The organism is Actinokineospora lacus, assembly GCF_053813445.1.
In genome coordinates, this window is record NZ_JBQERA010000005.1 from 378,084 (window position 1) to 404,261 (window position 26,178).

Genomic DNA, 26,178 nt, shown 5'->3' on the forward strand with positions numbered 1-26,178 from the left:
CTCCACGCGCTGGAACGCCTTTCCGTCCGTCACGAGCGCTTGTTCCACGCGGCGGGGACGGCCAGGTAGTCGTCCTTGCTGACCCTGCCGTCGCGATCGCTGTCCATCTCCTCGAACAGCTCATCGACGTAGATGGTGATGTCGTTGGCCTTGGCGAAGCGGTTCCAGTCATCGCGGTTCATGGCGTTGTCGCCGTCGGGGTCCAGGAAGTGCCAGGTGGCGTCCATGACCAGTTGGTGCGCGTCGGTGACCTCACCCTCCACGAGGTGGACGATGATCCGGGCGAACTCGTCGCGGGTCAACCGGCCCTGGTCGTCCAAGCGCGCGACCGCCCTGATCCGCTCCCACTGCTCCGCCGCCATCTTCGGCATCAGATCCGCCGCGGTGGTGAGCATGTCCGCTATGTCGGCGGTTTCGTCACGGGAGGTGGCTTTGTCCAGCATCGCGTCGGCGAACAGGGTGGCCCGCCCGACCAGGTCCGACTTGGTGAGGTAGCCGTCGCCGTCGACATCGGCGCTGCCGAAGGTCTGGTCGATGAGTTGCTGTTTGGTGAGCATGGCGCCTTCCGGACTGGCTGGTCGAGGTGCGGTGGAAGATCCTGATTCCGGTTCTAGCCGCCAGAGCGGACCCGTGCCCGGCGAGCGGGGACGCGCCACCCATAGGTGCGGCGACCGCACACTTCTGTGTCAGCCCTGTTCGGCTTGCATGCCCTCAAACCCTGGTTGCTCCTCAGGTGGTCAGCAGGGTGATGCCGCAAGCGACGATCCAGCTGATCCATCCGAGCCAGGCGTGCCAGGCGGGGATGAACCCCACACCCGCCCCGGCGGCGGTGAAGCCCAGCAGCGCTATCGCCAGGAAGACCTGGTTGAAGCCGAACAGGACGTTGTGCAGCGTCCACAGGCCCGCGACCGAGCCACGGCCCTCCACGGCGGCCGCGGCCATGCCGAACCGTCGGTGACCCAGGCACACCAGACCCGAGCCGAGATCGCCGACGCGGCGCGCGTGTTTGACCCGGGATCATTTCCCGCGGGGCGACGGCGTGACTTTTAGTGCCGCCGCGGGCACACCGATTAGGCGTGCCTGGAGTCCAGGCGGGTGAACCCCTGTCAGGCTTGTCAAGCGAGGGCCTCCGGCGAACCGATGTTGTATTCGGTGTAAAGCGTCGCGCAGTCGACCACTGATCGGGACGCACCCGTACATCCCTCTGTCAGCCAGTCGCGGAATTCGCTCGCGGGCTGCCGATGCGACCACGACATCGAACCGATCCGGAGGCCCATGCGCGGACATCCCCGTTGATCGACGCCTCCGTCCGGGTGCCGGTTCTGCCGACGAGTCCGAGGTGACGTCGATATGACCCGTCCTCTTCGGGCGGTCGTCGGCCCGTGCCACGACCCAGCGCACCCAGGAAGGCAAGCCTTGCGGCAGCACATGATGACCGGCAGGAAGCAGCAAGTCCTTTTCGGAGAGTCCCTTTCGGACCTGATGGCGGCCCAGACGCGAGCGCGGCCCGACCACGTGGCGGTCTCGTTCGGGGATCGACACCTGACCTACCGGGAACTGGTTCGGGACAGTAGGCGGTTGGCCGGTCGGCTGTGGCGCTCGGGTGTCACCCGGGATCGCTGCGTCGGGCTCTACGCCGAGCCTTCCCTCGAACTCATGGTGGGCGTGTGGGGAATCCTGTTCGGGGGAGGCGCCTACCTGCCGCTGTCCCCCGACTACCCGAAAGACCGGCTGCGCTTCATGGTCGAGGACAGTGAGGCGCGCATCGTCGTCACCCAGGAGCACCTGGTCGACAGGCTCACACCGCTCCTGCCGCCCCGGACGGCCATCGTCACCATGCCCGCGGGCAACGACGCGGCGCCACCGGAAACGCCGGTGCTGCCCGAGGACCTGGCCTACGTCATCTACACCTCGGGCAGCACCGGCAGACCCAAGGGGGTGATGATCGAGCAGCACAGCGTCGTCTCCCAACTGCGCTGGCTGCGTGCCTGCGGCCATCTCGGGCCCGGCGTCACGGTGCTCCAGAAAACCCCGATCAGCTTCGACGCCGCGCAGTGGGAAGTGCTGGCCCCCGCTGTGGGCGGCCGTGTCGTCATGTGCCCACCCGGCCTCTACCGCGACCCGCGGGCGCTGGTGAAGACCATCGTCGACTACGGCGTCACCGCGCTCCAGTGCGTGCCCACCTTGTTGCAGGCGCTGGTGGAGCTGGACGAGCTCGCCCTGTGCTCCTCGTTGCGGCGGGTGTTCTCCGGCGGAGAGGCCCTGTCCAGGTCCCTGGCACGCCAGGTCACCGACCTGCTGCCGGACGTGGTCCTGGTGAACCTGTACGGACCGACCGAGTGCACCATCAACACGACGGCGCACGTGGTCGACCGCCAGACCATCGGCGAGGGCATGGGGACGATCCCGATCGGCGTCCCGGTCCACGACACGCAGTGCTACATCCTCGACGACGACATGGCGCCGGTGGACATCGGCGAGATCGGCCAGCTGTACATCGGCGGAGCGCAGGTGGCGCGCGGGTACCTGAACCGGCCGGACCTGACCGACGGCAGCTTCCTGCCCTCCCCGTTCGTGCCCACGGAACGGCTCTACCGCACCGGCGATCTTCGGCGACAACGACCGCCTGCGCGCGGCGCAGGCCGCGATCTTCGAGCAGAACGCGAAGGCGCTGCGGGTCAGGAAGAGCAACTCGGGTCGCCCGCTGGTCACCGTGGTGTACTTCGGCGAGTTCACCAACGAGGAAGACGTGCCCCACACCGCGGACGCGGTGACCGAGGAGCTGGCCGGGCTGCTGGTCAGGCAGAGCCAGGACAACGGCACCACCAGCGCCACCGCCCCGCTGCTGCGGGTCATCGTCGCCAACGGCGGCACCGGGATGGGCCACGCCAGGGAGGTGACCGACCGGCTGCTGGCGCCGCTGTTCGACGCCGACCTGTCCGTGATGGGCGTGGTCGGGATGGGGCGCACCGTGATCGCCACCGAGAGCGCCATCGGCGCCCTTGGCGACCGGGGCATCCCGGTGCTGGCCACCACGCTCACCGGTGATGACGACCTCGCCGAGCGCTCGCCGATGTACTTCCAGATGGTTCCGGGCAACACCGCCGAGGTCAGGCTGGTGCTGGAGTACGGCAGCCACACCCGCAAGGCGGTGACCCACTACCGGCCGGACGCGAGCCCCGACTCCTACCTCGACTCCCTGGAGGCGCAGTTCATCGCGCAGCGCGGGACATCGGAGCAGGTGGTGCGGTGGGACAATGTCAGCAACACCGCCATCCGCTGCGGGCGCGACCAACTGGCCTTCTACGGAGGCCGGGAAGGTGAAGTCCTCGGCTTCCTGCGGCGCGTGCGCAACCAGTGCGTGAAGCACCCGCCCCTGGTGGTGGGCGATGACGCGGTCACCCGGTTCGTCGCGCAGCGCCGCCTGCGCCACCAGGACGACTTCGCGGGCGTGCCGCTGCACTACGTCTCCCTGGGCAGCGAGGTCGTCCTGGCGGGCCCGTCCTGCGTCGCGGAGGGCGTGCCCGCGCAGGATTCCAGTGTGGGCAGCCCGGCCCATCCGATCGTCGCCCTGTGCGGGGGCCTGAACCGGCTGCACTCCTTGGACACCACGCCCGACCCGGCGTGGCGGGCCTTCCAGAGCGCCCTGCGGCCGGTGGCGGAGGCCGCGGACCGGCCGTGGCCCAGCGAGCGCACCGGCATCGCCTACGACGCCGCGAGCCTGTTCGTGCGGCTCGTGGACAACAACAAGAACCGCGAGCGGATCAAACCGAGCCTGTTCGCCCCCAACCGGGCCGCCATCGCCCAGGAGTTCCGCGAACTCGCCTGCGCGGGAGAGGCCACGTCCCAGGGCGAGCCGTGCTTCGAGGGCGCGGTCGGCCCCATCGACTTCAGCGTCCACCGCGACGGGTCGAACCGCCCGATAGCGATACTGCGGATCGACGACATCAAGGACTTCGACAGCGTCCCGCGCTGCGTGTACCGGATGCGGGGCGAGGTGTCCGAGCCGTGCGAGGAGCCCGGGGCCCAACCCGAGCGGTGACGGGACCGCGGGCGGGAATCCACAAGGGACCGCCGCTATGTTCGGCGGGTACGAGCGGCGGCGGGCAGGTGCACCGTGGCGCGCAGACCCCCGCCGGGGCGGGGGGTGAGGGTGAGGGTCCCGTCGTGGGCCTGGGTGATGCTGTTGACGATCGCCAGGCCGAGGCCGACACCCGCGTGGTCGCGGTGCGTGCGCTCGCTGCCGCGCTGGAACGGCTCGGCGAGCGTGGACGCCAGTTGCGGGGAGACTTTCTCGCCGGTGTTCTCGACGGTGAGCGCGGCCGTCGTCGGGTGAACGCTGGTGGTGACCCACACGGTGCCCGGTCCAGGCAGGTTGTGGATGATCGCGTTGTGCACGAGGTTCGTGGTCATCTGCAGCAGGAGCGCGGGGGAGCCGGTGGTGGGGGCCGGGTCGCCGGAGGTCTCGATGGCGATGCCGCGTTCTTCCGCGAGGGGGAGCAGCGTTTCCTCGGCTTCTTCCGCCATGAGGGACAGGTCGACGTGGTCTCGGGTGAAGGAGCGCTGGTTGGCGCGGCTGAGCAGGAGCAGCGCCTCGGTGAGGTCGATCGCCCGGGTGTTGACGAGGTGGAGGCGGTCGAGGAGCGCGCGGGCATCGCGGTCCGGGTCGTTGCGGGCCACGTCGAGCAGTGTCCGTGTGATCGCCAGCGGGGTGCGCAGTTCGTGGGAGGCGTTGGCGGCGAACCTCTGCTGCTCGGCGTCGTGGGCCTCGAGCCGCGCGAGCATGGCGTCGAAGGCGTCGGCGAGTTCGCGGAACTCGTCGTCGCGGCCTTCCAGCCGGATGCGGTGGGAGAGCGATCCGTTCGCGGTCAGGCGGGTGGCGTTGGTGATGCGCGTCAGGGGCGCGAGCATGCTGCCCGCGAGGACCCATCCGCCCAGGAGGCTGAACACCAGCAGGAGGGCCAGCATCGCGACGGCCTTCGGGCCGAAGGCTTCCAGCAGGTCGGAACGGTCGGGCACGAACCTCGGGCCGGGCGGCGACCCCCGTCCGGGAGGTGCTGTGTGGATCGTCTCGGGTACGTAGCGGAGCAGGAAGACCCACACGACCGCGAGCAGCGAGACACCCGCGAACATGAGGAAACCCGCGTAGCTGAGGGTGAGTTTGAGGCGGACGCTCATCCCGGGCGCCCTATCCACGCTCGTCCCCGGCGCCGATGCGGTAGCCGACGCCGGGCACGGTGGTGATGACCCAGGGTTCGCCGAGGCGTTTGCGCAGGGCCGAGACCGTGATGCGCACGGCGTTGGTGAACGGGTCCGCGTTCTCGTCCCAGGCCCGTTCCAGGAGTTCCTCGGCGCTGACGACCCCGCCCTCGGCGGCGACGAGGACTTCGAGCACGGCGAACTGCTTGCGGGTGAGCGCGACGTAGCGCCCGTCGCGGTGGACCTCGCGGCGGAACGGGTCCAGCCGCAGGCCCGCGATCTCCCGCACGGGCGGCCTGCTGTGCGCGCGCCTGCGGTCGAGCGCCCTGAGCCGGAGCACCAGTTCTCGGAGGTCGAAGGGCTTGGTCAGGTAGTCGTCGGCACCGAGCCCGAACCCGGTTGCCTTGTCATCGATCCGGTCGGCGGCGGTGAGCATGAGGATCGGCATACCACTGCCGGAAGCGACGATGCGCTCGGCGATCTCGTCCCCGGAGGGGCCGGGGATGTCGCGGTCGAGAACGGCGATGTCGTAGGCATTGACACCCAACAACTCCAGCGCGGTGTCCCCATCCCCGGCGATGTCGGCCGCGATCGCCTCCAGGCGCAGCCCATCGCGAATGGCCTCCGCCATATAGGGCTCGTCCTCGACGATCAGCACACGCATACCCACGATGCTACGAGCCCGCGCATATCGCCAACCTATCCAAACCGCGGACATGCGCAGCCGTGGCGTCAGCCGCCGCCTGGCGGGTCGAGCGTCACGCCGGTGATGGCCTTGACTTCCTGCAGGCCGATCTCCAGCAACGGAATGTCGTCGTAGTTGCTGAGGATGACGCCGACCCAACCGGTGTTCGGGTAGATGCTCCAGCTGGCGCCGATGCCGCCAGCGCCGCCGCCACGCCCGATGACCCACTGGTCACCGATGATCGAGATCGGCATTGTGTACGCCCGGTACGACGTGGGGCCGTGTCCGGGGAGTTTGGCCCCGGCGAACAGGTCGGCGTAAGGCCGGGCCAGCACCGTGCCGTCACGCAGCGCGTTCGCGAACCGGACCAGGTCCGGCGCGGTGACGAAGCCGTCGCCCGAGGAGTAGCCGATGAACGCGCGGCCCGGGTTCCTGCCTGGGATGTGCGGGCTCACGCTGCCCTTGTCCAGGTGGCGGACGGCGTCCACCCGGCTGCCGTCGGCCTGGAGCATGTACGGGTGCGCGATGTGCTCGTCGGTGAGCCACTGCTGCCTGGTGTAGTACGCCGAGCCGGTCATGCCGCAGCGCCCGAAGACGTGCCGGTGCACGTAGTCCCAGAACGTCATGCCGGACATGGCCTCCACGACCTGCGCGGCGATGGACAGGGCCGCGCCCCCACCAGGGCGGTGGCCGTTGTCGTTCGAACCGGGAACGGCCACCAACTCTGCCTGCCGGGCCCACTGCTGGTGGTACTCGCGCACTTCCTCCCTGCTGTGGAAGACGCGGTGCCAGTCCGGCATCGGGGCGTCCAGGCCGGAGGTGCCGGTGAGCAGGTGGTGGATGGTTACCTGCTCGGCGATTTCCCGGGCGAAGCCCGTCAGGTGCTTGCCCACCGTGTCCGACAGCGCCACCCTGCCCTGCTGCACCAACTGCAGGATCGCCACCGCCAGGAACGGCTGGCTCGCCGAGGAGAGGTTGAACGCGACGCCCTCGTGGTTGCCGATCCCCTTCTCCCGGTCAGCCATGCCGTAACTGCGTGACAGCACCGTCCGGCCCCGGTACGACAGCAGCACCACACCGGAGAACTTGTCCTCTGCGGCCAGTGTCGCCACGTACCGGTCGTAGGCCCCGCCTGGCCGGGTGTCCGGCGGGATTCGACCGCGCCCGGACGACTCGGGCGCGGCGTGGGCGAGCCCGGCGCCCACCAGCGGCGCACCGGCCGCCACGCCTGCCGTCAGCCCACCCCATCCGAGCAACCGCCGCCGGTCGATCCCACCCGCGGAATCAGAGTTCACGATCACGGTCCTTTCCCGATCGACAAACCACATGTACGGACGCGCTGTGGTTCATGTCCTCTACTGAAGACGCGGAACCGTTGCGATGCCGTATGCGATTTTCGATATGCCCGCGATACACCCGACCTGATATCTCGTCAACGGTTTGTCAAACCGACCAGGCCCAAGATTCCGATGTCCAATTACGACGCGAAAGACGTCAGACTCGACGGCGTTGTGCGCGTTGTCATGGTTGCTCAGGGTTGTCCGGATTCGGGTTCGCGTTGTGGATGGTCACCAGGTCGGAGAGGCCGGAGATGGTGAGGACGGGGGACAGGAGCGGGGGAGCGATGAGCTCGATGCGGTCGGCGTGGGTGAACAGGACGGTCAGGCCTGCGCTGTCGAGGTATTCCACGGAGGTCAGGTCGATGACGAGCGGGCCGTTCGTGGCGACGAGGGCGTCGGCGAAGGTTTCGCTGTTGCTCATGTCGATCTCGCCCGCGACCGTCAGGAGGGCGGTTCCATCGCTGCGCCTGCCCGGGGTCAGCGTGAGGGAAGTGGTCATCAAGAAATCCTCGTTGACATGTCGACGGTGGTGCCCGTGGCGCTCGGGGTGATGGTGACGTGCTGCATGAGGGTGCGCATGAGGGTTATGCCCCGGCCGCGGTGGGGGTTGGCCTCCGGGCGCGGGGTCCGCCAGGCGCCGTTGTCGGAGACGGTGAGGCGCAGGGTGTGGACCAGGGCCTCGGCGCGCAGGTGGATGGGGGCGCTGGGGTTGGCGTGCTCGATGGCGTTGGCGCAGGCCTCGCCCGCGGCGACGAGGACGTCGTGGGTCAGTTGCGTGGGGACCCGCACCGTGTCCAGCCATCGGCGCAGGGTGTGGCGGACGGGCGTGAGCTCACCGGTTTCGGCGGGGAAGGTCACCTCCAGCGGGCCGGGATGGCGGTAGAGCAGGAGGGCGACGTCGTCGTCGTAGCCGCGGGCGGGGGCCAGTGCGCCCATGACGTGGGTGGCGAGGTCGTCGACGAGGAGGTCGCTGCCCGCCTGCACGGCCGCGCCCGCCCGGTCGATGCCCTCACTGAGCGAGCGGCGCCGCCGCTCGACCAGGCCGTCGGTGTAGAGCAGCAGGGTGGCGCGGGCGGGGATGGCGCACTCGGCTTCCGGGCGGAACCTGCCGGGCTGGATGGCCAGGGGCACGGAGCGGCCGTCCGCCAGCAGGTCGATGCCGCCGCCGGAATGGGCGAGGATGCCCGGCGGGTGCCCGGCGCTGGAGTAGGTCAGGCGCCCGGTTTCCGGGTCGAGGACACCGCAGAACACGGTGGTGCACAGCGCGCCGGACAGGCTCGCCGCGAACCGGTCCAGCGCCATCAGCGTGCGGGAGGGGCTGGGGTTCTCCAGCAGCAGGGCCCGGCAGGCGCTGCGCAGCTGCCCCATGACACTGGCGGCCTGCAGCCCCCGGCCGACGCAGTCGCCGACGACGATGCCGATGCGGTCGTCGGGCAGGGTGATGATGTCGTACCAGTCGCCGCCGACCTCCAGGCGGCGGGTGGCGGGCTGGTAGCGCACGCCGAAGCCCGCTGGGAGGTGGGCGGGGCCCAGGATCGCGCGCTGCAGGGCGATGGCGGTCTCGCGCTGCTGGTCGATCTGCTGGGCCCGGCCCAGTCCCTGCGCCAGGTGCCCGGCGAGCAGTGACAGCAGCAGCTCGTCCTCGGTGGTGAAGGGGCGCAGGGGCCCGAGGTCGATCCACAGGACCAGCGGCCCGTCCGGGTGGTCGAGCAAGATGCCCGCGCCGGTCGGGTCGCTCATCGGGGTAAGCGGGGGGCCCTGTCGCAGTTCGGTGAGGAGCAGGCGGCGCTCGTCGGGCAGCTCCCGCCAGGTGGCCGCGGGGTCGGTGCTGGTGAGGGTGGGCTCGTCGCCGTGCTCGTAGACGGCGGCCAGCACGATCCGCGCCCGCCACAGGTCCTTGAGCTCGGCCAGCGTGCCGGTCAGCGCGTCGGTCACGTCGGTCGCCTCGGACAGCCGGGTGCTCAGCGAGGCGAGCGCGTTGTCCCGCTGGATGGCGTAGTGCTCGGCGGTGACGTCGCGGAAGGTGCCGACGGACACCCGCCGCCCGGTGTCGGGGTCGTGGGCCTGGTTGAAGGTGGCGGTGATCCACAGCCGGTGCCCGTCGCGGTGGGTGACCGGGATGGTGCAGCTGCCCTGGATGTGCTCCCGCAGCCCGGCGACGACGTCGGTCACCTGCTGGTGGGCTTCGGGATCGGTGGCCGCGTCCGGCCACCACGGCTGGTTGGGCGGGTAGGGCAGTCCTTCGGCCCCGTAGCCGAGGATGTCGGTGAACGCGGTGTTGATCTCGATGACGGCGCCGTCCTCGTCGCAGACGAAGAACGCCTCCTGCAGGGAGTCGACCAGCGCGGTCCGCCAGCGGATGTGGTGGTTGCGCAGCCGCGCCAGCTCCACGTTGGCCCGGACGCGCGCCAGGAACTCGGCGGCGGCGAAGGGCTTGACCAGGTAGTCGTCGGCGCCCGCCTGCAGCCCTTCGATCGAGGCCTCCTGCCCGGCCCGCGCGGAGAGCAGCAACACCGGGACCGACGCGGTGCGCGGGTCCGCGCGCAGCGCGGCGACCAGGGCCAGCCCGTCGAGCCGGGGCATCATCACGTCGCTGGCCACGAGGTCGGGCGCCGCGGCGCGGACCGCCTCCAGCGCGGCCTGGCCGTCGGTGGCCGTGTCGACCTGGTAGCCGGCCTCGACGAGGAGGCGGCTGAGGTACTCGCGCATGTCGGCGTTGTCGTCGGCGACCAGCACGCGCGCGGGCACCGTCGGCCCCGAGGTGAACGCGGGCGCTCCCGCCTGCGCCGAGCCCGCCGTGTCGGTGGGCAGCCACCGCAGGGCCTCCTGCAGGTACGGCTCGGCGGTCACGGAGACCCCCGCACCGGAGCCTCCCGGCGCCAGCGACCCGGCGGGCAGGTGGGCCGTCCCGAGGGGCAGGCGGATCGTGAACGTCGTCCCCACGCCCTCCGCGCTGTCCGCGGTGATCGTGCCGCCGTGCAGGCCGACGAGCTCCTTCACCAGCGCCAGTCCGATGCCGCTGCCCTCGTTCGAGCGGGACCGCGTGTTCTCGACGCGGTGGAACCGCTCGAACAGCCTGGGCAGTTCCTCGGCGGACACGCCGATGCCGGTGTCGGCGACGACGACCTCGGCGTGCTCGTCCGCGGCGCGCACGCTCACGCGGACGGAGCCGTCGAAGGTGAACTTCAGCGCGTTGCTGAGCAGGTTGAGGATCACCTTCTCCCACATGCCGCGGTCCAGGTGGACCGGCTCGGCCAGGGCAGGGCAGTCGATCCTGAATTCCAGCCCCGCCTTCTCGACCGCCGAGCGGAAGACGCTCGCCAGCTCCGCGGTCACGGCGGCCAGGTCGATCGGCTCGTAGCGGGCCCGCATCCGGCCCGCCTCGATGCGGGAGAAGTCGAGCAGCGAGTTGACCAGCTTGACCAGGCGCAGGCCGTTGCGGTGGATGACCTCCAGCTCCTCGCGCACGCGCTCGTCGGCATCGCCCAGCAGGCGGCGCAGCTCGTCGACCGGACCGGTGATCAAGGAGAGCGGGGTGCGGAACTCGTGGCTGATGTTGGAGAAGAACGCGGTCTTGGCCCGGTCCAGCTCGGCCAGCTCGTCCGCGCGCCGCTGCTGGGCCTGATAGCTGCGGGCGCTGGCGATCCCCACCGCGACGTGCCCGGCGACCAGCTCGATGAACCCGCGGTAGCCATCGTCCAGTGCCCGGTACCGGTTGAGCCCGGCCACCAGGAACCCGTACGGCGCGTTGCCCTGGCGCAGCAGCGGCACCACCAGCGCCCGCGTCGGGGGCTCCGGCCACTCACCGGCGGGCAGGTCGGCGAACGCCTCGCCGTGGAGGTCCATCAGCACGGATTCCGCGCGGGCCAGGGCCGCCCCCGGCCACACCGCTGAGCCGTCGACCGGCAGTGTCGCCGGGGCGGCCGGATGCCGGGCCGGGAAGCCGGTGGCGGCCGCCAGCCGCGCCTCGCCGCCGTCCTGGAACAGGTAGGTCAGGGTGAACGGCAGATCCCGCGGGTTCCGGCTCAGCTGCTGCCCGGAGAAGGCCAGCGTCTCCTGCTCGGTGCGCACCACGCTCGGATCGGAGCCCAGGTCCCGCAGCGTGGTCATCCGGCGCTCGCCGATGACCTGCTGGGTCTCCTCGCTGACCACGCACAGCATCCCCACGACGGCGCCCGCGTCGTCCCACAGCGGACTGTAGGAGAAGGTGTGGTAGGTCTCCTCCGGGTACCCCGAGCGCCCCAGGAACAGCAGCAGCGCCTCGTCCCAGGTCGCCTGCCCCGTGGTCAGCACCCGGGTGATCCGCGGACCGATGTCCTCCCAGATCTCCGCCCACACCTCCCGGGCGGGCCGCCCCAGCGCCCACGGGTACTTCCGCCCCAGCGTGTCGCGGCGGTAGGCGGCGTTGCAGAAGAACGTCAGGTCCGGGCCCCACGCCATCCACATCGAGAACTTCGACGAGAGCAGGATGCGCACCGCGGTCTGCAGGCTCTGCGGCCAGCCCTCCGGCGGCCCCAGCGGTGTCGCCGCCCAGTCCACGACGGCGAGGTCGGCGCCGACCACGCCGTCAGCGGCGAAAACGCCCACTTCCGGCAACTCCTGCTCACCGTCACCCGAACGCGTCACCAGGCGCCCTCTCGCTCAACCCGACCACATCCACACCGCTTCGCCGCCCGACCGCCCACCCGAATTCCGACCTGACCGGCCGGTGGTCCGAGCGAGAGGTGGGCGATGCCGTGGCCAACTCTCGCGCACCGGGGGCGGGCGCGCCGAACGATCAGCTCGTGACGTCACCGACACCCGGCGGTGGTGGGTCGCGCAAGAGCGTACGGCCACGACACCGCCTGCCGTCAGCCAACACCTGTATCTGAACGGTGTTCATGATTGCTCGCGACGCGGGCCGGGTGACGGGGGCGCCGCCGCGGCCGACGTAGGGTGACGGCCATGATCAAGCGAATGCTGATCGCACTGCCCGCGGCTCTGCTGCTTGGCTGCAGCACCGACGGCGAGCCGCGAAGCGCGGCATCGGCCACGCCGCCCGCGACCACCACGACGACGACCGAACCGATGACCGAGCCGACGGCGACCGAGGCAACGGCGACCGAGCCAACGGCCCAGCCCACGAGCGAGCCGACGACCCATCCGTCAGGCGGGGCGGCGCTCAGAGCCGCGGACGGGCGCGATCTCCGGGCCTGCGCCGACGGCCGCTGCGAGGTCATCGTCACGACCGGCGACTCACTGCCCAACAAGGGGCCGAGCGGGCCGATGACGGTCACCGTCACCGGGGACACCGTCAGCCTGTCGGGCTCGTCCAGTGGCTTCACCACCTCGATCGGGGGCCCGGTCGGCTCGGTTCAGCAGACCAACGACCAGGTCTTCCGGATCACCGCCATCCAGGGCGGGAAGGCCGTCCTCCTGCTCAGCCTGCGCTGATCCCGGGTGGAGTGGACGTAGCGCACGGTCGGGTGACGTCGCCGCCCGCAGGCCGTTTTCCCTTTTACGCTGCGGTGCGTGAAGCGAGTCTGCGTGGTCGGCGGCGGCGCGACCGGGGCATCCCTGCTGTGGGCGCTGGCCCAGGACCCGACGGTGTGCGGGGAGTGGGAAGCGACCCTCCTGCACGACGACGACCAGCTGGGCGGCCACTCCCTGACCGTGCCGATCGCCTACAACGGCGGCATCGTCGACGTCGACGTCGGCGTGCAGCTGATCTCCGAGCTGGTGTACCCGAACGTCGCCGTGATGCTGCGGTCCCCCGACTTCGCGGGCGTGCCGCTCACCGCGTTCGACGACCTGCGCGTGGGCTGCGCGTTCCCCGATCGGCCCGACACCGGGGCGCCCGCCAACTGGGGCAACTTCCCCGCCTACCAGCAGGGCCCCGACTTCGCCCTGTACAGCCCGCAGATGGCCGCCGACGCCCGTGCGTTCACCGAGTTCATCGAGCGCTCGGTGTGGGACGGCTGGGCGGGCCGGACCGTCGCCGACTTCTTCCGCGACCCGCGCGGCATCACCGACCCCGCCACGTTCGCCGGCTACTTCGTCTCGCCCTACCTGAGCATCATCAACGGCTACGGCAACGCCAACCTGGACCAGGTCACCTTCGCCGACCTCGCGCCGCTGTTCGACACGATCCCGTTCTGCGCCACCCCGCTCGGGTCGTTCACCCAGCCCGGCAAGGGCTGGTCCCGCTTCACCGACGGCAGCTCGTCCTGGGTGCGGGCCATGGCCTCGCGCGCCGCGACGACGCTCACCACGCGGGTCCGCCTGGGCGCCACGGCCACGGCGGTGTGGACGGACACCGAGCACCCCGGGCGCCCGGTCCACGTGCGCTGGGTGTCGGCCGACGGGGAGCGGGAGGAGGTGTTCGACAAGGTCGTCCTCACCACCGACATGTGGACCAACGCCGACCTGCTCGACAACGACCGGAACCGCGCCCTGTGGGAGACCTGCTACGCGCCCTACGTCGCCAAGTCCCAGTGGCCGCTGATGTGGGGCGAGTGCTACGTCCACACCGACGTGGAGGTCCTGGCCCCGCGGATGCGCGGGCAGCTCGAAACGCTCCAGTTCACCGCCGCCTACGCGGGCCTCGACCGCTGGCCGCACTACGACCTGGCCGACACCTACACCACGTTCGTCCTCAAGAACCTGATGGCCGACCCGGCCGCCGACGGCCTCTACCTGACCATGTACGGCGAGAAGGGCAGGCCCGCCCGCAGGCCGAGGCCGGACACGGTGAAGTTCCACCGCGAGTGGACGCACGGCATGTGGTCGGCGACGTACATGGCGGGTCCGAAGAAGACCCTCTACCGCGCCCAGGGCAAGGGCTGGTTCCCGATGGCGGGCCAGCAGGACACCAACGTCTACTTCGCGGGCAACAACACCACGACGGACTCCGAGGAGGGCGCGCTCGACTCCGCCATGGCCATCGCCAACTACGCCTTCGGCAGCCCGTACCCGCTGCCCCGCCACCACGTCCTGGCCTACGGGATGTTCCTGCTGTTCTACCTGGACGTGATGTTCCCCGTCCTGTCCCAGCCGCAGCGCATGGCCGTCACCCGCCGCCTGCACCGACCCTGACCCGCCCCGCCTTCCGCGCGGTGCCCCCGAAACCGTGCGCGACCGCCGTCGCGCACGCCCGTTCCACCAGCGACCGGGCGGCGGAATCCGCACCGCCCCGGCGCAGCAGCGCGTCGGCGAGGGCGACCTGGGCTTCGGCCAACCAGTACGGCAGGGCCGCGGCGTCCCGCACCGCCGCGGTCAGGTGCTCCACAGCGGTGTCCAGCTCGCCCGCGCCGCACGCCACCAGGCCCAGCTGGTAGTCGATCGGGCCCTCCCGGACCACCTGGTTGAGCTGCAGCAGCCCGGAGCACGGGCGCAGCCGCTCGTACAGGCGGCGGCACGCGGACCCCTCGCCGAGCGCGGAGGCGACCACCGCCAGCAGGCACAGGTGCTGCACCTGCAACTGCGACGCGGGCTCGGGCAGCGGCCGGTCGAGCACGTCGCCGACCGCGGCCCTGGCGGCGTCCAGGTCGTCGTCCTCGGTGTGGATGAGCGCGATCGCCGGGCGCATGTCGTAGTCGGAGTAGTCGACCATCCCCGACAGCGCGGGGAGCAGCTCCCCGGCCCGGCCCTGCTGGCGGCGCAGGCCCATCAGCTGCGCGCCGTAGGCCAGGACCGCGTCCGGCTCGCCCGCGTCGGTGCCCAGGCGCAGGGCCGCCTCGGCGGCGGCCTCCGCCTCGGCCAGGCGGGCGGCGGCCTGGAGCCTGCCCGCCTCGGACAGCGCGGCCACCCAGCGCAGGTACGGCTCCCCGATGTCGGCGGCGATCCGCAGCTCCTCGGCCACCCTGGCGTCGGACTCGGCCAGCAGGCCCGCCTCCCAGCAGGCGATCGCCCGCAGCCGGGCGGACAGGAAGCGCAGCCGCCGGTCCGCCGAGCCGCCCGCCAGCCCCAGCAGCTCGGCGGTGTCGGCGAGCCTGCGCACCTGGGTCGCCGGGGCCCAGGTCGCCTCGAAGCGCAGCGCCAGCACCCGGCCGAGCACCCCGGGGTCGCCGAGGGCGCGGGCCCGGTCCACGGCGCCGTCGGCCAGCGCGCGCCGCCGGTCCGCCTGGTCGTCGGCGAGCAGCTCCACGGCCAGGGTCGCGCCCAGCAGGGGGCGCTGCGGGTGCGGGTCGTCGCCGATCGCGGCGATGGCCGACTCCAGCAGCGCGACCCGCTCGGTGTCGGTGCGGCCGCTGCTCGACACGGATCCGCGGTTGTTGGCCACCGCGGCCAACACCAGCCGGGCGGTGTCGCCACCGGCCTCCGCCAGCCTGCCCGCGGTCAGCAGCGTCTCGCGGTAGGCCTGGTCGCCGACGCCGCGCTGGGCCTCGCCGAGCCCGATGAGGACGTCGACGCGCAGCGGGTCGCCCGCCGCCACCAGCGACAGCGCCTCGGTGAACCAGCGCAGCGCCTGGTCGGGGGCCAGGTCGGCGAGGGCGCGGACCCCGGCCGCGCGGGCGGCGCCCGCGGCGTGCCCGGCCTCGTCGGGGCGGTGCCCGAGCAGCCAGTGCCGGGCCAGCTCACCCACGCGGGCCCCCGGCAGCGGCCCCGACTCCAGGGCGCGCGCCACCGCCCGGTGCAGCCGCCGCCTGCGGGTCTCGCCCATCCGCTGGTACGTGGTCCGCTGCACCAGGGCGTGCCGGAAGGCGAACTCGTCGCCCGCCCGCTCCACCAGCAGCCCGGCGCCCACCGCCCGGTCGAGGCCGTCGAGCACGTCGTCCTCGGTCTCGCCCGCCGCCACCGCCAGGGTGGCCAGGTCGAACTCCTGCCCGAGCACCGACGCGCAGGCCAGCACGGCGGGCACCCGCCCGCCCAGCCGGTCGACGCGGCGGGCGACGACCTCGCGCACGGTCTCCGGCAGCCCGATATCGGCCGGGTCCGCCGCCGACCAGCCGGTCTCGACCAGGTGGGCCAGCAGCTCGCGGGCGAAGAACGGGTTGCCGCCGGACTCCCGGCCGACCGCGTGCGCCCAGGCGACGGCGGCCCCGCCCAGCCGCTGTCCGGCGGCGGACTCCACCAGCGGGACCAGGTCGTCGTCGCCCAGCCCGGCCAGCGCCACCCGGCGCGCCCCCGGCAGGCCCAGCAACTCCCGCACGGTCCGCTCGGCGTCGCCCGCGAGGTCGCCGTCGCGATAGGTGGCGACCAAGGCCAGCCGGGCCGGGTCGGCGGCGGTGGCCAGGTAGCGCAGGAGCAGCAGCGAGGGCTTGTCCGCCCAGTGCAGGTCGTCGATGACCAGGACGAGCGGCCGGTCGGCGGCGGCGGAGGCCAGCAGCGCGGCCACCGACCGGAACAGCAGGTGCCGCTCGGTCTGCTGGTCGGCGCCCGGGTCGGCGGCGGGCACCGGAACCCGCAGCTCGGGCACCAGCCGGGGCAGGCCCGCGCCGTAGACGGCGACGTGCTCGGCGACGGTCTCGGCGGGCAGGTGCGCGGCCAGCTGCGCGACGCACTCCACCACCGGCCGGTACGCGAGGACGACCTCCTCGTCGCAGCGGCCGTGGAGCACCAGCGCACCCGCGTCTCCCGCGGACCTCGCGGCGTGCGCGACCAGTGCCGTCTTGCCCATCCCCGCCTCGCCCGCCACCAGCGCGAGCGACGGCGGGCCCTGGGTGTCGCGCACCATCGCCTCGCGGACCGCGGCGACCTCGCGGAGGCGCCCGACCAGCAGGCCGCCGCTCTCCGCGCGCAGCCGGGCGGGCAGGTCGGCCCGCGGCCGGGGGACTGGCCGGGACCCGGTGTCGAGCAGCCCGAGGAACACCGCCTCGGTCTCCGGGGACGGGTCGGCGCCCAGCTCCTCGGCCAGCAGGGCGCGGCACTGCTCGTAGACCACCAGGGCCTGGGCCCGGTTGCCCGCCGCCGCCAGCGCGGTCATCAGCAGCCGGTGCGCCGACTCGCGGAACGGGTCGAGGTCGATGACCTCCCTGGCGGCCAGCGCGGCCTCGGCGGCCTGCCCGGTGGCGGTCCTGGCCCGGCACAGCGCCTCCAGCGCGCGCACGCGCAGCGCCCGCAGCCGGGTTCGCCACGCGCCCACCCAGGCGCCCTCGGTCCCGACCAGGAACGGCGCGCCCGCCACCGCCTCCGCCGCCGCCAGGCGGCACACCGCGCCTGCGGGCAGACCGGCGTCGAGGGCGGCCAGGCCCGCGTCGGCGTCGGCGATGGCCTGCTCCACGTCGACGGCGGTGTCGGCGGGCAGGGTCGTCCGGTACCCGCCGGGAGTGGCCCTGACCGCGGACCGGCCGTCGAGCCCGGCGTCGGCGAGGGCGGCCCGCACCCTGGCGACGGCGGTGCGCAGCACGGACTCCCACGAGGACGGCGGGTCGTCGCCCCAGAGCAGCGCGGCCAGCTCGTCGCGGCCGACCGGGCGCGCGCGTTCGAGCACCAGCAGGGCGAGCACGGCCTGGGCCTGGGTGGACCGCAGCGCCCGGCCCGCGGCGGGCAGGCCGCCGCGCTCGACGGCCACCTCGCCCGTGAGCCGTACGGCGAGTGCCATGTCCACCCCCGTCTGTCCACGCGCGACACCCATTGTCCGGTCCGGACATGCCTTCGCGCGATCCCGCGATCGGGGCGTCTGCGCCGGATCTGCGCCGCGTCTGCACGGGGTTCCTAACGTTGTCGGCACGGGTTGCTACACAACAGACCGGCCCGAATTCACCCGCAGGAGTGGCCCGCTCCAACACTTTCGGAGGAATCCCATGGCTGACTACCAGATCGAGATCGATATGTCCCAGGAGACCGTCGAGACCCTCGACAGCGCCAACTTCGTCCTCTACGGCTTCAAGGGCGTGCGCACCACCATGCCCGGCTCGCCGCTGGTGTGGTTCCAGAGCACGAACTTCGCGACCGAGACCTACGTCGACTGGACCGTCCAGTACCAGACGTACACCTCCACCAGCTCCATCATCCCCGGCGGTGTCATCCGGGCCGCCAACCCCTACCTGACCGACCTGGGCGACACCCTGGAGGTGACCAGCCCCAAGGGCACCGGCGCCGTCGTGCAGGGCGGGACCGCGGGCGCGCTCTCCATTCACAACCTGACGACCACGCCGTTCACCTGCGGCATCTCGCAGGCGCAGTTCACCGGCAAGTCCACGCCGATGTGCGCGTTCCCGCTGTACGGCAGCCACCTCGACGTGATCGCCCCGATCGAGCGGGTCCTGCTGATGTTCTCCTCGCTGCCGGTCAACACCGGGACCGTCATCGAGAAGGCCTACAGCCCGGGCGTCCTGGTCGACCTGACCGGCGGGCGCAGCCGGACGGTGTCCTACGACATCAACCAGGGCTGGTCGTGGGGCGGCGCCCCGTGGGGCCGGGCGGTCCCGGCCAACGCCAACCTCGTGCCGCTGCTCATCGAGGCCACGCCCGAGGTGCTCGACGACCCGTTCGTCCCGGCAGGCCGCACGCCCGCCGACCCGCCCGCGTCGGTCGCCGTGGGCAACGGCGCGCGCGTCTGACCCGACGTCCTCGCGCCCGCGCCGGGTCCGCCGCCCGGCGCGGGCGTCCCCGTCCGACCAAGGAGCCCGCCATGACCGTGTACCTGACGTGGAACGTCTACCACGGGACGCTGCCGACCAGCACGCCCGTGCAACGCGTGGAGAAGATCGTCCGCCTGGGTGTGAACCACGGCGTGGACGTCATCTGCCTGCAGGAGTGCCCGCAGGGCATCCTCGACTCGAACGTCCCCCTGGGCCCGCCCGGCCCGACCACCCCGTTCGTGCGGGCGCTGGACAACGCCGTGCCGGGGTGGTCGGCGTACTACAACGTCCTGCAGGTGTACAGCCAGGACAACCCGAACAACCCGCAGTGGGTCAACAGCACCGACGGCTACCTCATCTTCTACCGCACCGCTGTCTTCAGTGGACATGCCAACCTGGGGTACTACTACCCGCGCAATTTCCAGGACCCGATCGGCAACCACCTGCGCCCGCCCGTGCGGGTCGACCTGCGCCTGGCCGCGGGCGGCGGGGTGACCGTGCTCGACTGGCACGCCGACACCGGGGGCCCGCAGGTGGCGTGCGCGGTCGCGGTGCTCAACCACCTGCTCGGAGCGGCGCAGAACCAGCCCAGCCCGACCGCCGTCTGCGGCGACTTCAACTACGCGGGCTCGCTCAACAACCTGCTCCAGGGCGCGGTCACGCACCCGTTCTCCAGGTGGGACGACAGCAGCGTCTACATCACCGACGACCAGGGCCAGGCGTTCGCCAACGGCCTCGACCACATCCTCACCAGCGAGAGCTCGGTGTTCGTCCTCGACAACGTCCTGGACTTCAAGAGCGACGCCTACCACTACCCCTTCGCCGTGGACATGTAGATGCCGCGGGTCACGGTGCTCATGGACGACACGACGGTCGACCAGCTGGCCGCCTCCGGCCACCGCCTGCTGGCCTGCGTCGCGGTCCGGGCCGCGCCACGCGGTGTGCCGCTGCTGTGGTTCCAGACCGGCACGTTCGCCATGAGCACCGACCTGGCGTGGAACACCGACTACGCCGCCTACACCGCCCCGGCCGGGGACGGGGTCACCCTCCGCAACACCTACCCCGCCGACCTCGGCGCGACCCTGCTGGTCACCGCCGCCACCGGCACCGGGCGCGTCGAGGCACAGGGCGCACCGGGCGCGCTGACCGTGCTCAACCAGACGACGACCGGGTTCGGCGCGGGCCTGGCCCAGTCCGCGCCGGACGGCCGCACCGCCCCGGTGTGCGCGATCCCGCTGTTCGGCGGCACCAAGGCCGTGGTCGAGCCGCTGCCGAGGGTGTTCCTGGAGATGACGGCCCAGCCGAGGGCGACCGGCCTGCCACTGACCGCCGCCGACGGCCCGGGAGTGCTGATCGACCTCGACCCCGCCGGTCGGACCATCCACTTCGACCTCAACAGCGGCTGGTCCCCGACCGGCCCCTGGGCCGAAGCGGTGCCGACCGGGACGGCGCTGGGCCCGCTCCTCGTCACCGACCGGCCGCCCTGAAGACCGCCGGGTGGCCGCGGGCATTGAGGGGCAGCCGCGATCGGTGGCCTCGAAGGCAGGCTGGGGGCACCAGGTGAGCAGGACGCCGCTGACCCCGTGGCGCCGCCCTTCTCGGTCTCGGGGTCCTGGTGGGGATGACGGCGAGAGCTGGGTGTGCCACGGTGGCGCGGTGACGTGGGATGGCGAGGACTACCAAGGACGGTTCGACCGGTTGGCCGACAGCGGGGTCGACGTGCACGGGGAGGCCGGGTTCGTCCGCGATCACCGGCCCGCCACCGTGCTCGACGCCGGGTGCGGGACCGGGCGGGTGGGGATCGAGCTGGCGCGGCACGGGATCGAGGTCGTGGGGGTGGACGTGGACCCGTCGATGCTGGCCACCGCCCGGCGCCGGGCCCCGCACATCACCTGGCACGAGTCCGACCTCGCCGACCTCGACCTCGGCCGGGTGTTCGACGTGGTGGTGATGGCGGGCAACGTTCCGTTGTTCACCGGGCCGGGCACGCAGCCCGCCCTGGTCGCGGGCGTCGCCCGGCACGTCGCGCCGGGCGGCGTGCTCATCGCGGGCTTCTCACTGGACCGCGGCTACACCACCGCCGAGTACGACGAGCACTGCGCCGCCGCCGGTCTCGCTCTCGCGGAGCGGTATTCGACCTGGTCGGGGGTTGCCTTCGCCGACGGCGACTACGCCGTGTCCGTCCACCGCGCGCGGTGACGGCGGGCTTTTCGCAATCTTGACGCCCTCCGGAGCCCGCGGGCAAGTCTGGAGAGCTTCGGACCACTGTGGACAATTGTCCCGGAGGACGCCTGCATCGACCGCGCTGGGGGCCGGTCAGAGGGTGAGTCGCCGCCGTGGGGCCGCGGTGCTCGCGCGCACCACCAGCTCGGTGGGGAGCACGACCCGGTGACTGCGGGCCCGCATCCCCTTGGACAGCTCGACCACCAGCTCCGTCGCGGTCGCGGCCATCTCGCCGAGCGGCTGGCGGACGGTCGTCAGCGCCGGAATCATGATCTCCGCGGGCGGCAGGTCGTCGAACCCGACGACGCTGAGGTCGTCGGGGATGCGCAGGCCGAGGGCGTGCGCCGCCTGGTAGACGCCGAGGGCCTCGCCGTCGTTGCTGGCGAAGATCGCCGTCGGCGGGTCGGGCAGGCGCATCAGCGCCCTGGTCTGCCGGTAGCCGTCCGCGATCTGGAAGCTGCCCTCCCGGACCAGTGCCGGGTCGGCAGGCAGCCCGGCCTCGTCGAGCGCGGCGCGGTGGCCGTCGATGCGGGCGCGGGCGGAGAGCAGGTGCGGCAGGCCGGTGATGATCGCGATGCGCCGGTGGCCGAGCCCCACCAGGTGCCGGGTGGCCGCGAGGCCGCCGCTCCAGTTGTCCGCCCCGACCGACGGCACGCCGTGGTCGGGCTCGCCGGTCGGGTCGACCAGCACGAAGGGGATCTCGCGGTTGGCCAGCTGCACCTGCTGGCTCGCGGTGAGTTCGGAGAACACCATGACCACGCCGGTCGGCCTGCGGGTGAGCACGGTGTCGGTCCAGCTGCGCCCCGGCTCGTGCCTGCCCTGCAGCTGGGTCAGCACGATGGACAGCCCGTGTCCCCGCGCGGCCCGTTCCACCCCGTTGAGCACGGCGACCGGGTAGGGCCCGGCGATCTCGTGGAACACGACTTCCAGCAGCGGGGCCTTCGCCTGCCTCTTCTGCCTGCGGTACCCGTGCCGCTGGATCACGGACTCGACCATCGCCCTGGTGTCGGAGGCGACCTCCTGGTGACCGTTCACCACCTTCGACACCGTGGCGGCCGACACCCCGGCGAGCTCCGCGATTTGCGCCAGGGTGAGGACCCCCTGGGCGTCACGTGCGGATTCGGTGGAGTCGGTCATGGCCGAAGTCTATCGACGCGGGACGCGACCCTCTCCACACCAGCGCTGCCGCGCATCCGGTGAAACTCTCGGCTTGGCAGTCGAACTGACCTGGTTGTCGAACGCGCTCCACCACCGATCCGTTGACGCTGTACAGACGTGTGGCTACATTGAGGTACGAAGTTCTGGTAACTCGGCCGAAACTTTCAGCTTCGGCCGGGATGGCCACCCCACCGTCGACGACGGCGAGAGGGGCCGCCGTGCGCAGCGATGGAGCGACCTCGCAGCGCCCGCGGCGCCGCACCGCCGTCCCGTCGCCGGGGGATTGCCGCATCTCATGAAACCCGCATGCCGGGGTTGTGGCGCGGCGCGGAATGTTAGCGCTAACATTCCGCGCCGGTCACCCGATCGGACACTGCCCGGTGTGCGGACCCCCCTCCTCCTGGAAGCGTGGACACGCACATGGCGCGATCAGCGACCAGTCACATCGACGGACGGCTACGACGGCGGCTCAGAGCAGCGACAGCGGTGATGGCCGTCGGCTCCTTCGTCGCGGGCATCACCGTGGCGCTCACCGGCACCGCCGCCGCGGGCAGCACGCTGGCCACCTCGGCAGCCGAGCGCGGGCGCTACTTCGGCACCGCGGTCGCGGCGGGCAGGCTCAGCGACAGCGTCTACACCACCATCCTCAACCGCGAGTTCGACAGCGTCACCGCCGAGAACGAGATGAAGTGGGACGCCACCGAACCGTCCCAGGGGAACTTCACCTTCGGCAACGGCGACCGGATCGCCAACCACGCGCTCTCGCGCGGGATGAAGGTCCGCGGGCACGCCCTGCTGTGGCACGCGCAGCAGCCGGGCTGGTCGCAGAACATGAGCGGCACCGCGCTGCGCTCGGCGATGATGAACCACGTCACCAGGGTGGCGTCCTACTACCGCGGCAAGATCCATTCCTGGGACGTCGTCAACGAGGCCTTCGCCGACGGCAGCGGCGGCGGCCGCCGCGACTCGAACCTGCAGCGCACCGGCAACGACTGGATCGAGGCGGCCTTCCGCGCCGCCCGAGCGGCCGACCCCGGCGCGAAGCTCTGCTACAACGACTACAACACCGACGGGATCAACGCGAAGTCCACCGGCATCTACAACATGGTCCGGGACTTCAAGGCCCGGGGCGTGCCGATCGACTGCGTCGGCTTCCAGTCCCACCTGAGCAACTCGGTGGCCGGCGACTACCAGCAGAACCTGCAGCGCTTCGCCGATCTCGGCGTGGACGTGCAGATCACCGAGCTGGACATCTCCGGTTCCAACCAGGCCACCGTGTTCGCCAGCGTCACCCGCTCCTGCCTCGCCGTGGCGCGCTGCACCGGCATCACCGTGTGGGGCATCCGCGACAGCGACTCCTGGCGAACCGGGCAGAACCCGCTGCTGTTCGACAGTTCGGGCAACAAGAAGCCCGCCTACACCGCCGTGCTCAACGCCCTCAACGAGGGTGGCGACCCGCCGCCGGGCGACATCGACACCACCGCGTGGTACGTGCTGGTGAACCGCAACAGTGGCAAGGCTTTGGATCTGTACAACTTGGCCACCAATGATGGTGCGCGGATAACGCAGTGGTCGCGCAATGACGGCAATTGGCAGCAGTGGCAGTTCGTGGACTCGGGTGGCGGCTACTACCGGTTGAGGTCGCGGCATTCGGGCAAGGTGCTGGATGTCCACAACTGGTCGACCGCGAACGGCGGCGCGATCGTGCAGTGGGCTGACACCAACGGCACCAACCAGCAGTTCCGGGTCACCGTGACCAATGGCTACGCCAAGCTGGTCAGCCGCCACTCCGGGAAGGCAGTGGAGGTGCAGGGAGCGTCCACCGCGGACGGGGGCAACGTCGTGCAGTACGACGACTGGGGCGGCAACAACCAGCAGTGGCAACTGGTCCGCGTCGGCTGACCGAACCTCATTCACAAGGAGTGTGCTCATGGTCGGCACGAGGACTTCCCCGCGGACCAGGCGACAACGATGGGGGGCGCTGGCCGTGGCCGTGGTCTCCGCCCTGATCGGGAGCCTGATGATCGCGGGCACCGCGCCGTCGTCGGCGGCGTCGGTGGACACCAGCGCGTGGTACGTGTTGGTCAATCGCAACAGTGGCAAGGCATTGGATCTCTACAACCAGGCGACGAACGATGGTGCGCGGATAACGCAGTGGTCGCGTAACGACGGCAATTGGCAGCAGTGGCAGTTCGTGGACTCGGGTGGCGGCTACTACCGGTTGAGGTCGCGGCATTCGGGCAAGGTGCTGGATGTCCACAATTGGTCGACCGCGAACGGCGGCGCGATCGTGCAGTGGGCTGACACCAACGGCACCAACCAACAGTTCCGGCTGGCCGACTCCACCGACGGCCATGTGCGACTGATCAGCCGCCACTCGGGGAAGGCCGTCGAGGTGCAGAACGCGTCCACCGCCGACGGAGCGAACATCGTGCAGTACGACGACTGGGGTGGCGGCAACCAGCAGTGGCAGCTGGTGCGCGTCGGCAGCCAGCCGACCACCACGCCACAGCAGCCGGGGGACTGGCCGCCGTCGAGCCCTTACACCAACCCCGTCGTCTGGCAGGACTTCGCCGACGTGGAGGTGATCAGGGTCGGCGACACCTACTACCTGACATCCTCCACAATGCACTACTCGCCCGGCGCGCCGATCCTGCGCTCCTACGACCTCGTCAACTGGGAGTTCGCCGGGCACGCGGTGCCGTCACTGGACTTCGGGACGAAGTACGACCTGACGAACGGGCAGCGGGCGTACGTCAACGGCATCTGGGCCTCGACCCTGCAGTACCGGCCGAGCAACCGCACCTACTACTGGGCGGGCTGCATCGACTTCAACGACACCCACATCTACACCGCGTCCGCCGTCGACGGCACGTGGAGCAAGCACGCCCAGATCGACAACTGCTACTACGACGCGGGAATGCTCGTCGACGACAACGACACCATGTACGTCGCCTACGGCAACACCACGATCAGCGTGGCCCAGCTGTCCGCAGACGGACGCTCGCAGGTCCGCGCCCAGCAGGTCTTCCAGACCCCGTCGAGCGTGGGCACCCTCGAAGGGGCCCGCTTCTACAAGCGCAACGGCAGCTACTACATCTGGCTCACCCGCCCGGCCAACGGCCAGTACGTGCTCAAGTCCGACAGCGGCCCGTTCGGCCCGTACTCGATGCGCCAGGTCCTGCTGGACATGCCCAGCCCGATCCCCGGCGGGGGAGTGCCCCACCAGGGCAGCCTCGTGCAGACCCAGAACGGGCAGTGGCACTACATGGCCTTCGTCGACGCCTACCCCGGCGGCCGGGTGCCCGCGCTCGCGCCGATCACGTGGACGGCTGACGGCTGGCCGGTCGTGCAGACCGTCAACGGCGGCTGGGGCGTCAACTACCCGTACCCGAACGTGCCCAAGCCACCGAGGACCGTCAAGCCGCTAACCGGCACCGACACGTTCGCGGGCACCTCGCTGGGGCCGCAGTGGGAGTGGAACCACGACCCCGACACCAGCCGGTACTCGGTCAACAACGGGCTGCGGCTGCAGACCGCCACGGTCACCAACGACCTGTACGCCGCCCGCAACACCCTGACCCACCGCATCCAGGGCCCGACCTCCACGGCCACCATCGAGCTGGACTACTCCACGATGCGCGACGGCGACCGCGCCGGGCTGGCGATGCTGCGGCAGTCCTCGGCGTGGATCGGGGTCAAGCGCGAGGCGGGCTCGACCAGGGTGGTGATGACCAACGGCCTCACCATGGACAGCAGCTGGCGCACGACCGGCACCGGCTCCGAGGCCGCGGGCACGGCGGTCTCCGGCGGCCGGATCTGGCTGCGGGTGAACGCCGACATCCGGCCCGGCTCGAACCGGCAGGCCAGGTTCTCCTACAGCACCGACGGCACCAACTTCACGGCCCTCGGGCCCGCGTTCACCCTCAACAACGCCTGGCAGTTCTTCATGGGCTACCGCTACGGCATCTTCAACCACGCCACCCAGTCCCTCGGTGGCGCGGTGACAGTCCGCCGGTTCGACCTCACCACCCCATAGCGGTTCGTCAGCGGGGGTTCGTCCGCGCCA

General features: G+C 71.4%; 18 protein-coding genes. 9 read left to right on the plus strand and 9 right to left on the minus strand.

Annotation, left to right across the window (positions count from 1 at the left end; translation table 11 throughout):
• Window positions 1-29: 29 nt before the first annotated feature.
• Window positions 30-557, minus strand: coding sequence for an EF-hand domain-containing protein (locus tag ACTG9Q_RS15000; protein ID WP_455573373.1), 528 nt, complete (start codon window positions 555-557; stop codon window positions 30-32).
• Between the two features lie 172 nt (window positions 558-729).
• Window positions 730-942 (minus strand): hypothetical protein, encoded by a 213-nt coding sequence (locus tag ACTG9Q_RS15005; protein ID WP_455573374.1) that lies wholly within the window; start codon window positions 940-942, stop codon window positions 730-732.
• Window positions 943-1,416: 474 nt separating this feature from the next.
• Here ACTG9Q_RS15005 and ACTG9Q_RS15010 point away from each other — a divergent pair, with 474 nt between their 5' ends.
• On the plus strand, window positions 1,417-3,048 hold the full coding sequence (locus ACTG9Q_RS15010) for an amino acid adenylation domain-containing protein (protein ID WP_455573375.1): 1,632 nt from the start codon (window positions 1,417-1,419) through the stop codon (window positions 3,046-3,048).
• Window positions 3,049-4,077: 1,029 nt separating this feature from the next.
• Here ACTG9Q_RS15010 and ACTG9Q_RS15015 read toward each other — a convergent pair.
• From ACTG9Q_RS15015 to ACTG9Q_RS15035, 5 genes are all read right to left on the minus strand, one after another.
• Window positions 4,078-5,178, minus strand: a complete 1,101-nt coding sequence (locus ACTG9Q_RS15015; protein ID WP_455573376.1) for a sensor histidine kinase — start codon at window positions 5,176-5,178, stop codon at window positions 4,078-4,080.
• Between the two features lie 10 nt (window positions 5,179-5,188).
• A complete protein-coding gene (gene vanR-Sc, locus ACTG9Q_RS15020) occupies window positions 5,189-5,863 on the minus strand; it encodes a VanSc-type vancomycin resistance response regulator transcription factor VanR (RefSeq protein WP_455573377.1) in 675 nt (224 codons plus the stop codon).
• A gap of 68 nt (window positions 5,864-5,931) precedes the next feature.
• A complete protein-coding gene (locus ACTG9Q_RS15025) occupies window positions 5,932-7,179 on the minus strand; it encodes a serine hydrolase domain-containing protein (protein WP_455573378.1) in 1,248 nt (415 codons plus the stop codon).
• A gap of 226 nt (window positions 7,180-7,405) precedes the next feature.
• Window positions 7,406-7,723, minus strand: coding sequence for an STAS domain-containing protein (locus tag ACTG9Q_RS15030; protein WP_455573379.1), 318 nt, complete (start codon window positions 7,721-7,723; stop codon window positions 7,406-7,408).
• Window positions 7,723-11,811, minus strand: a complete 4,089-nt coding sequence (locus tag ACTG9Q_RS15035) for a SpoIIE family protein phosphatase (RefSeq protein WP_455573380.1) — start codon at window positions 11,809-11,811, stop codon at window positions 7,723-7,725. Before ACTG9Q_RS15035 ends, ACTG9Q_RS15030 begins: the two co-directional genes overlap by 1 nt.
• 357 nt (window positions 11,812-12,168) lie before the next feature.
• Between ACTG9Q_RS15035 and ACTG9Q_RS15040 the strand changes: the two genes are divergently transcribed.
• Together ACTG9Q_RS15040 and ACTG9Q_RS15045 are read left to right on the plus strand one after the other, a co-directional pair.
• Window positions 12,169-12,657 carry a hypothetical protein gene (locus ACTG9Q_RS15040; RefSeq protein ID WP_455573381.1) on the plus strand — a complete coding sequence of 163 codons (489 nt, stop codon included), beginning with the start codon at window positions 12,169-12,171 and terminating at the stop codon, window positions 12,655-12,657.
• 78 nt (window positions 12,658-12,735) lie between these two features.
• A complete protein-coding gene (locus ACTG9Q_RS15045; protein WP_455573382.1) occupies window positions 12,736-14,298 on the plus strand; it encodes an NAD(P)-binding protein in 1,563 nt (520 codons plus the stop codon).
• Here the strand turns inward: ACTG9Q_RS15045 and ACTG9Q_RS15050 are convergent.
• Window positions 14,273-17,746: an ATP-binding protein gene (locus tag ACTG9Q_RS15050; protein ID WP_455573383.1), complete on the minus strand. Its 3,474-nt coding sequence runs from the start codon at window positions 17,744-17,746 to the stop codon at window positions 14,273-14,275. The genes ACTG9Q_RS15045 and ACTG9Q_RS15050 overlap by 26 nt on opposite strands.
• A gap of 202 nt (window positions 17,747-17,948) precedes the next feature.
• Here ACTG9Q_RS15050 and ACTG9Q_RS15055 point away from each other — a divergent pair, with 202 nt between their 5' ends.
• The 4 genes from ACTG9Q_RS15055 (at window position 17,949) to ACTG9Q_RS15070 (ending at window position 20,927) form a co-directional block, all read left to right on the plus strand.
• Complete coding sequence (locus ACTG9Q_RS15055; protein WP_455573384.1) at window positions 17,949-18,707, plus strand: hypothetical protein; 759 nt, start codon at window positions 17,949-17,951, stop codon at window positions 18,705-18,707.
• A 71-nt stretch (window positions 18,708-18,778) separates the two neighbouring features.
• Window positions 18,779-19,564 (plus strand): endonuclease/exonuclease/phosphatase family protein, encoded by a 786-nt coding sequence (locus ACTG9Q_RS15060; RefSeq protein ID WP_455573385.1) that lies wholly within the window; start codon window positions 18,779-18,781, stop codon window positions 19,562-19,564.
• Window positions 19,565-20,215 carry a hypothetical protein gene (locus ACTG9Q_RS15065; RefSeq protein WP_455573386.1) on the plus strand — a complete coding sequence of 217 codons (651 nt, stop codon included), beginning with the start codon at window positions 19,565-19,567 and terminating at the stop codon, window positions 20,213-20,215.
• A gap of 169 nt (window positions 20,216-20,384) precedes the next feature.
• Window positions 20,385-20,927, plus strand: a complete 543-nt coding sequence (locus ACTG9Q_RS15070) for a class I SAM-dependent DNA methyltransferase (RefSeq protein WP_455573387.1) — start codon at window positions 20,385-20,387, stop codon at window positions 20,925-20,927.
• Between the two features lie 117 nt (window positions 20,928-21,044).
• Here the strand turns inward: ACTG9Q_RS15070 and ACTG9Q_RS15075 are convergent, their stop codons facing one another.
• Window positions 21,045-22,088, minus strand: a complete 1,044-nt coding sequence (locus ACTG9Q_RS15075; RefSeq protein WP_455573388.1) for a LacI family DNA-binding transcriptional regulator — start codon at window positions 22,086-22,088, stop codon at window positions 21,045-21,047.
• Between the two features lie 510 nt (window positions 22,089-22,598).
• Between ACTG9Q_RS15075 and ACTG9Q_RS15080 the strand changes: the two genes are divergently transcribed.
• Window positions 22,599-24,011: an endo-1,4-beta-xylanase gene (locus tag ACTG9Q_RS15080; RefSeq protein WP_455573389.1), complete on the plus strand. Its 1,413-nt coding sequence runs from the start codon at window positions 22,599-22,601 to the stop codon at window positions 24,009-24,011.
• A gap of 28 nt (window positions 24,012-24,039) precedes the next feature.
• Window positions 24,040-26,148: a family 43 glycosylhydrolase gene (locus ACTG9Q_RS15085; protein WP_455573390.1), complete on the plus strand. Its 2,109-nt coding sequence runs from the start codon at window positions 24,040-24,042 to the stop codon at window positions 26,146-26,148.
• The last annotated feature ends 30 nt before the right edge of the window (window positions 26,149-26,178 follow it).